This is a genomic window from Collinsella sp. AF38-3AC (genome assembly GCF_003474365.1).
Taxonomy (GTDB): domain Bacteria; phylum Actinomycetota; class Coriobacteriia; order Coriobacteriales; family Coriobacteriaceae; genus Collinsella.
The window spans coordinates 48110-55244 of record NZ_QROM01000013.1 but is presented as its reverse complement, the minus strand read 5'-3'; the positions used below and the strand labels follow the sequence as shown (position 1 = coordinate 55244).

General features: G+C 59.0%; 5 protein-coding genes. All 5 read left to right on the top strand.

The genetic code is table 11. The features are described 5' to 3' along the window. Positions 1 to 162 precede the first annotated feature (162 nt). The gene (gene argF / locus DW029_RS08110; RefSeq protein ID WP_006234279.1) at positions 163 to 1158 is read left to right on the top strand and encodes an ornithine carbamoyltransferase; all 996 of its coding nucleotides are present in this window, start codon (positions 163 to 165) and stop codon (positions 1156 to 1158) included. Positions 1159 to 1296: 138 nt separating this feature from the next. After that, the gene (locus DW029_RS08105; RefSeq protein ID WP_369831392.1) at positions 1297 to 2784 is read left to right on the top strand and encodes a YfcC family protein; all 1488 of its coding nucleotides are present in this window, start codon (positions 1297 to 1299) and stop codon (positions 2782 to 2784) included. Between the two features lie 476 nt (positions 2785 to 3260). Next, positions 3261 to 4742: a DUF1846 domain-containing protein gene (locus DW029_RS08100; protein ID WP_118345724.1), complete on the top strand. Its 1482-nt coding sequence runs from the start codon at positions 3261 to 3263 to the stop codon at positions 4740 to 4742. Between the two features lie 212 nt (positions 4743 to 4954). Continuing rightward, the gene (locus DW029_RS08095) at positions 4955 to 5293 is read left to right on the top strand and encodes a hypothetical protein (protein ID WP_117734940.1); all 339 of its coding nucleotides are present in this window, start codon (positions 4955 to 4957) and stop codon (positions 5291 to 5293) included. Between the two features lie 178 nt (positions 5294 to 5471). Continuing rightward, positions 5472 to 7133, top strand: coding sequence for a CTP synthase (locus DW029_RS08090; RefSeq protein ID WP_117734941.1), 1662 nt, complete (start codon positions 5472 to 5474; stop codon positions 7131 to 7133). Positions 7134 to 7135 lie beyond the last annotated feature (2 nt).

Genomic DNA, 7135 nt, shown 5'->3' with positions numbered 1-7135 from the left:
CCGCGGCGGCCCGCGCTGCATGAGCATGCCCTTCTGGCGCGAGGACCTCTAAGTCTTTTCGTTTCCGGTGCGGTCTCCCTACAACCGCACCGGTTTCGCCCGTCAAACGGGTAGCATTACGTAAGTAATTAAGGAATTCATTTCTTCGAAAGGAAACGAACCATGGGTGTTAACCTCTCCGGCCGTAGCTTCCTCAAGCTTCTCGACCTCACCACCGAGGAGATCGAGTACCTGCTCAAGCTCTCCAAGAACTTCAAGGATATGAAGCGCGCTGGCGTTCCGCACCGCTATCTCGAGGGCAAGAACATCGTCCTGCTCTTCCAGAAGACCTCCACTCGTACCCGCTGCGCCTTCGAGGTCGGCGGCATGGATCTGGGCATGGGCGTCACCTATCTCGATCCCGGTTCGTCCCAGATGGGCAAGAAGGAGTCCATCGAGGACACCGCCCGCGTTCTCGGCCGCATGTATGACGGCATCGAGTTCCGTGGCTTTGCCCAGGACGACGTCGAGGAGCTCGCCGCTAAGTCCGGCGTGCCCGTGTGGAACGGCCTGACCACTGAGTGGCACCCCACTCAGATGCTCGCCGACATCCTGACCGTCCAGGAGAACTTCAACTACGACATCAAGGGCAAGACCCTCGTCTTCATGGGTGACTGCAAGAACAACGTCGCTCGCTCCCTCATGGTTGTCTGCTCCAAGCTCGGCATGAACTTCGTGGCCTGCGGCCCCGAGGAGTGCATGCCCGCTGACGACGTCATCGAGGCCTGCAAGCCCATCGCCGAGGCCAACGGCTGCACCATCAAGCTGACCACCGACGTCAAGGACGGCGTCACCGGTGCCGACGTCATCTACACCGACGTGTGGGTCTCCATGGGCGAGCCCGACGAGGTCTGGGCCGAGCGCATCGCTCAGCTCACCCCGTATCGTGTCACCTCCGAGGTCATGGCTATGGCCAACCCGGGTGCCATCTTCCTGCACTGCCTGCCCAGCTTCCACGACACCAACACTACGATTGGCGCCGAGAAGTGCGAGCAGTTCGGCATCACCGAGCAGGAGGTTACCGACGAGGTCTTCGAGAGCCCCGCTTCCAAGGTCTTCGACGAGGCCGAGAACCGCATGCACACCATCAAGGCTGTCATGTACGCTACGCTCAAGTAAGAGCATCTAGCATCTCGCTCGGGGTGCATTGCTGCGCACCCCGAGCGCTTTTGTCTGGTAAAAATCTCGCACCGAGCGACATGCACGGCACGGAAGAGCCGCTTTGGGCGAGATCAGTAAATGATTTATGAAGGGGGGATGAGAACTATGACTGAGACCGCTAAGAAAAAGCGCGGTATGCCTTCATCGTTCACCATTCTTCTTGCTCTGCTGGCAATTGTCGCGGTTGTTACCGTTATCGTTTCCGGTACGTCCGGCGGCGCGGTTACCGCTGCCCGCCTGAGCGATTTCTGCACCGCCCCGGTCAAGGGCTTCGCTGACGCTCTGCCCGTCTGCCTTTTCGTTATGATCCTCGGCGGCTTCCTCGGCATGATGACCGAGACCGGCGCCCTGGACAACGGCATTGCCGTTCTGGTGCAGAAGCTTAAGGGCAATGAGATCATGCTCATTCCCGTGCTGATGCTCATCTTCTCCCTCGGTGGTACCACCTATGGTATGTGCGAGGAGACCGTTCCCTTCTACGCCCTGCTCGCCGCCACCATGATGGCTGCTGGCTTCGACCCCATGGTCGGCGCCGCTACCGTCCTGCTCGGCGCTGGCTGCGGCTGCCTCGGCTCCACGGTTAACCCGTTCGCCGTCGGCGCTGCCGTCGACGCTCTGACCGGCGTTGGCATTGAGGTCAACCAGTCCATCATCATCGGCCTCGGTGCCGTCCTGTGGATCGTTACCACCGCCATGTCCATCGTCTTCGTTATGAGCTATGCCAAGAAGGTCAAGGCCGACAAGGGCTCCACCATCCTTTCGATGCAGGAGCTCAAGGACGCCGAAGAGGCTCACGGCAAGGCTGCTTCCGAGGTTAACAAGGAGGTCAAGCTCACCGGTCGTCAGAAGGGTGTTCTGATCGCCTTTGCCTTCACCTTCGTCGTCATGATCGTCGGCTTCATCCCGCTGGCCGACCTCAACGAGGGCGTCGCCAACTTCTTCGATGCTGGCGCTGTCTATGACGCCGACGGTAACGCCATCGTTCAGGGCTGGTCTGCCCTGATCACCGGCCTGCCCATTGGCCAGTGGTACTTCGACGAGGCTTCCACCTGGTTCTTCCTCATGGCTATCCTGATCGGTATCATCGGTGGCCTGTCCGAGAAGCAGATCGTCAACACCTTCATCACCGGCGCTGCCGACATGATGTCCGTTGTCCTCGTCATCGCTCTCGCCCGTGGTATCTCCGTCCTCATGGCTAGCACCGGCCTCGACGTCTACGTCCTCGACGCTGCCGCCAATGCTCTGGCTGGTCTGTCTGGCGTGATCTTCGCTCCCATGAGCTTCCTGGTCTACTTTGGCCTGTCCTTCCTGATCCCCTCGACCTCCGGTATGGCTACTGTCTCCATGCCCATCATGGGACCGCTGGCTGTTAAGCTCGGCTTCTCGCCCGAGGTCATGGTCATGATCTTCTCCGCCGCCATCGGCGTCGTGAACCTGTTCACCCCGACCTCTGGCGCCATCATGGGCGGTCTTGCCCTGGCCAAGATCGAGTGGACGACCTGGCTCAAGTTTGCTCTTAAGCTCATCGTCGCTCTCTCCGTCGTCTGCGCCGTCATCCTGACCATCGCTTGCGTGATGCTCTAAGTACCCCTTGGGTACCCCACGGAAACCATGACGATCCTGTAAAGGATCACCTGGTCATCGTCTGTCCGGTGGGGTAACCCCACCGGTAGACTCCTACCTTTAGCCTCCTCCCGTTCCGTGCGCGGGGGGAGGCGCACTTATGTTGCGCGGTTCTACGAACCGCGCAACCAGTCGACGCTGCGCGCCGTCCAGAACGACAATTTGTCATTCAAAAGGCAAGGCATGACCAAAAGGTCTATGCCTTGCCTTTTTCATGCCAACTTGTTCGTTCTGGGCGGCGCTCGCTGACGTTGCATCTTTCTGCGACGTTTCTATTGTTGGTGCAAGGTGGTGCCGTCCCAAATAGACTACCCGGGTTCCTTTCGGTTGCGTGGTGGCGTGTTTGGTTGGTGCCTGTTGATGGTCTGGGTATCGGGGAGGGCGGGCTCCGTTATAATCGCCTAGAACATTAAATGGAAACGGGACGGGAGCCATACATGCGCCAGGGTTTCGACAATGCGAAGTATATCGCGCTGCAGGCTGCTCATATTAAGGAGCGCATCTCGCAGTTTGGCGGCAAGCTGTATTTGGAGTTTGGCGGCAAGCTGTTCGATGACTATCATGCCAGCCGCGTGCTGCCGGGCTTTGAGCCGGACAGCAAGTTTCGCATGCTCAAGAGCATCGCCGATGACGTCGAGGTCATCATTGCAGTCAATGCGAACCATATCGAGAAGAACAAAGCCCGTGGCGACTTGGGTATTACCTATGATGAAGACGTCCTGCGCCTGGTCGATCTGTTCCGAGGGAATGGATTTGCCGTTGCCGCCGTGGTAATCACGCAGTATGCCGGCCAGCCCGCTGCCGATGTCTTCCGCAATCGTCTGAACGCGCTCGGTATTCCCGCCAAGCTGCATTATCCCATCGAGGGCTATCCGCACGATGTCGATCTGATTGTTTCTGACGAAGGCTACGGCAAGAACGAGTTTGTCGAGACCACGCGTCCGCTCGTTGTCGTGACGGCACCCGGCCCTGGCTCGGGCAAGCTCGCTACTTGCCTCTCGCAGCTGTATCACGAGCATGAGCACGGTACCGCCGCTGGCTATGCCAAGTTCGAGACCTTCCCGGTCTGGAATCTTCCTCTGACGCATCCGGTCAATATCGCCTACGAGGCCGCCACGGCAGACCTTGACGATGCCAACATCATCGATTCGTTCCATCTTGAGGCTTACAACAAGACCACGGTCAATTACAACCGTGATGTTGAGGCATTCCCGGTTGTTCGCGCCCTTATGGAAAAGATTCTGGGCGAGAGCCCCTATCAGAGCCCTACGGACATGGGCGTCAACATGGTTGGCTTTGCCATTACCGACGACGATGCCTGCCGTGATGCCTCCAAGATGGAGATCGTGCGCCGCTATTTTGCCGCAGTTGAAAGCGTGCGCCGTACCGGCGTGGGCGACGAACAGGTCGATCGTCTCAAACTCATCATGAAAAAGGCCGGCATCGATAAGAACTATTCGCCGGCGCGCTCGGCTGCCCTCACCAGAGAGCAACTGACGGGCGGTCCCGTGGGCGCCATGGTCATGCCGGACGGTTCTGTTGTGACCGGTAAGACCTCAACGCGCCTGGGTGCCGCGAGCTCGCTGATCATGAACGCCCTCAAGCATGTCTCGGGCGTGGACCTAGAGCTCGAAGTCATCAGCGACGAGGCGATCGAGCCCATCAGCAAGCTCAAGACGCATTTCCTGGGTAGCAAAAACCCTCGCCTCCATACCGACGAGACGCTTATGGCGCTGTCGATCACCTCGGCTACGAGCGAGACTGCCGCCCGTGTCCTTTCGGGCCTGGAGCAGCTCCGCGGCTGCGACGCCTTCTTTAGCGTTATCATCTCGCCGACTGATGAGACGGTGCTGCGCAAGCTGGGCATCAATGTGTGCTGCGAGCCTAAATTCGAGCGTCGTGGATTCTTTCACCGCTAAAACGAGACGATTGGTCTGATTGGGCCGCATGGGGTATATGCCCTATGCGGCTTAATTAATCAACATTGCCTTTGTTTGGGTTAAAAATAGCCCGTTTACCTGCCTATAAGTGATTTGAGCGGTATACAATAACGCTGATGTAACATCCTTTGCGGGATACGCCGGTCGCGCACGGCGCGTTAAATGCTCGTGCTCGGTTTGAGGAGGCTGCTATGGCGGGCAAGGGTCGTGCGAGTGTCAACGATATGAAGCGTGTCGAGGTGCTGGTGTTGATGGAGATCGACCGGCAAACCGAAGACAATGGCGGGCCGTATGGTTTCTCGCGCAAAACGCTTGCCGAGTGCGTGGGGGTTTCGCCGTATCGTGCCCGCGCCGCAATCGATCGCTTGGATTCCGAAGGCATGATTGATGTCGTCTCGCGTTATAGCGATGACGGCGGTCAGCTTGCAAATGGCATTTGCCTCACCGAACGTGGCGAGTGGTATCTTGAGGGCGTCCGTACCGGTATGCTCGTTCAAGAAATGCTTGAGGACGAGGTTGCTGATCGATAGCAGCGTGTAGTCCTTGCCATAACAGCGCCGCCTGGGAAACCGGGCGGCGTTTTGTTTCAAGATTGAGAAATGCAATCGCACGCGAGAAAAATTGCGAACGGTCCGCGGGGCGAGTATTACAATCAAGATCCGTAAGATGTGTATGGACAACTTCTACGGGAAGTGCAGGTAACTCAATATGACCAAGCATGTGTTCGTAACCGGTGGCGTGGTTTCGTCCCTGGGCAAGGGTATTACCGCGGCCTCGCTGGGCCGTCTGCTCAAGTCGCGTGGCTACAAAGTAACGATGCAAAAGGCCGACCCGTATCTGAACGTCGACCCCGGTACCATGAGCCCCTTCCAGCATGGTGAGGTCTTCGTTACCGAGGACGGTTACGAGTCCGACCTGGACCTGGGTCATTACGAGCGCTTTATTGATGAGAACCTGACCCGCGATTCCAACTTTACGACCGGTGCCATCTACAAAAGCCTAATCGCCCGCGAGCGTCGCGGCGACTTTTTGGGCGGTACCGTGCAGGTGATTCCTCACGTCACCAATGCCATTAAGGACAAGTTTCGCCGCATCGAGGAGCAGACCGGCTCCGATGTAGTCATCACCGAGCTAGGCGGCACGATCGGCGACATCGAGTCCCAACCGTTTGTCGAGGCCATCCGTCAGTACCGCAAGGAGGCCGGCCCCGAGAACGTCTGCTATATCCACGTGTCGCTCGTTCCCTATATTGCCGCCGCCCACGAGGTCAAGACCAAGCCCACACAGCACTCCGTCAAAGAGCTCCGCAGCTTTGGTATCCAGCCCGACATCATCGTGCTACGCTCCGATCACCATATTGACGACGCCATCCGCGGCAAGATCGCGAGTTTCTGTGACGTCGACACCGACTGCGTCTTTACCAACGAGGACTGCGCGAGCATTTACGATGTTCCGCAGCTGCTCGCCGAGCAGGACTTTGACCTGCGCATTTGCGAGCGCCTGGGTCTGGATCCGCGTGAGCGCGACATGAGCGAGTGGAACGAGTTCCTGCGCAAACAGAATCACGCCAACCATCACGCCGACAAGGTAAAGATCGCCGTCGTGGGCAAGTACACGCAGCTGCCCGATGCGTACCTGTCGGTTATCGAGGCCCTGCACCATGCGGGCGTCTTCTACGATCGCCATGTGGACGTCCAGCTGGTCGACGGCGAGAGCCTCGACGAGCAGAATGTCTCCGAGGTTCTGGGCGACGCCTCGGGCATCCTGGTCCCCGGCGGCTTTGGCAAGCGCGCCCTGGAGGGCAAGATCCTCGCGGCCGAGTTTGCCCGTGAGCACAAGATTCCGTATCTGGGCATTTGCCTGGGTATGCAGGTGGCCGTGTGCGAGTTCGCCCGCAACGTCGTCGGCCTTGCCGGCGCCAGCTCCTCTGAGTTCGATCCGGACGGCCCGTTTAGCGTCATCGATCTGATGAGCTCGCAGGAGGACGTGACCGAGAAGGGCGGCACCATGCGCCTGGGCGCCTATCCGTGCAAGCTCGCCGCCGATACCCTTGCTCGCGAGGCATATGGCGAGGAACTCGTCTACGAGCGTCACCGTCACCGCTTTGAGTTCAACAACGCCTTCCGCGACCAGCTCGAGGACGCCGGCTTGGTTATCTCTGGCCTCTCGCCCGACGAGCGCTTGGTCGAGATGGTCGAGCTGCCGCGCGATGTGCATCCGTGGTATGTGGCAACCCAGGCTCACCCCGAGTTCAAGAGCCGTCCGACCAACCCGCAGCCGCTGTTCCGAGAGTTCGTGCGTGCCTCGATCGGTCGGCACGAGGGTGTCGATCGCCTGCAGGTGACGCCCATGAACCTCGCTACGGACTAAGG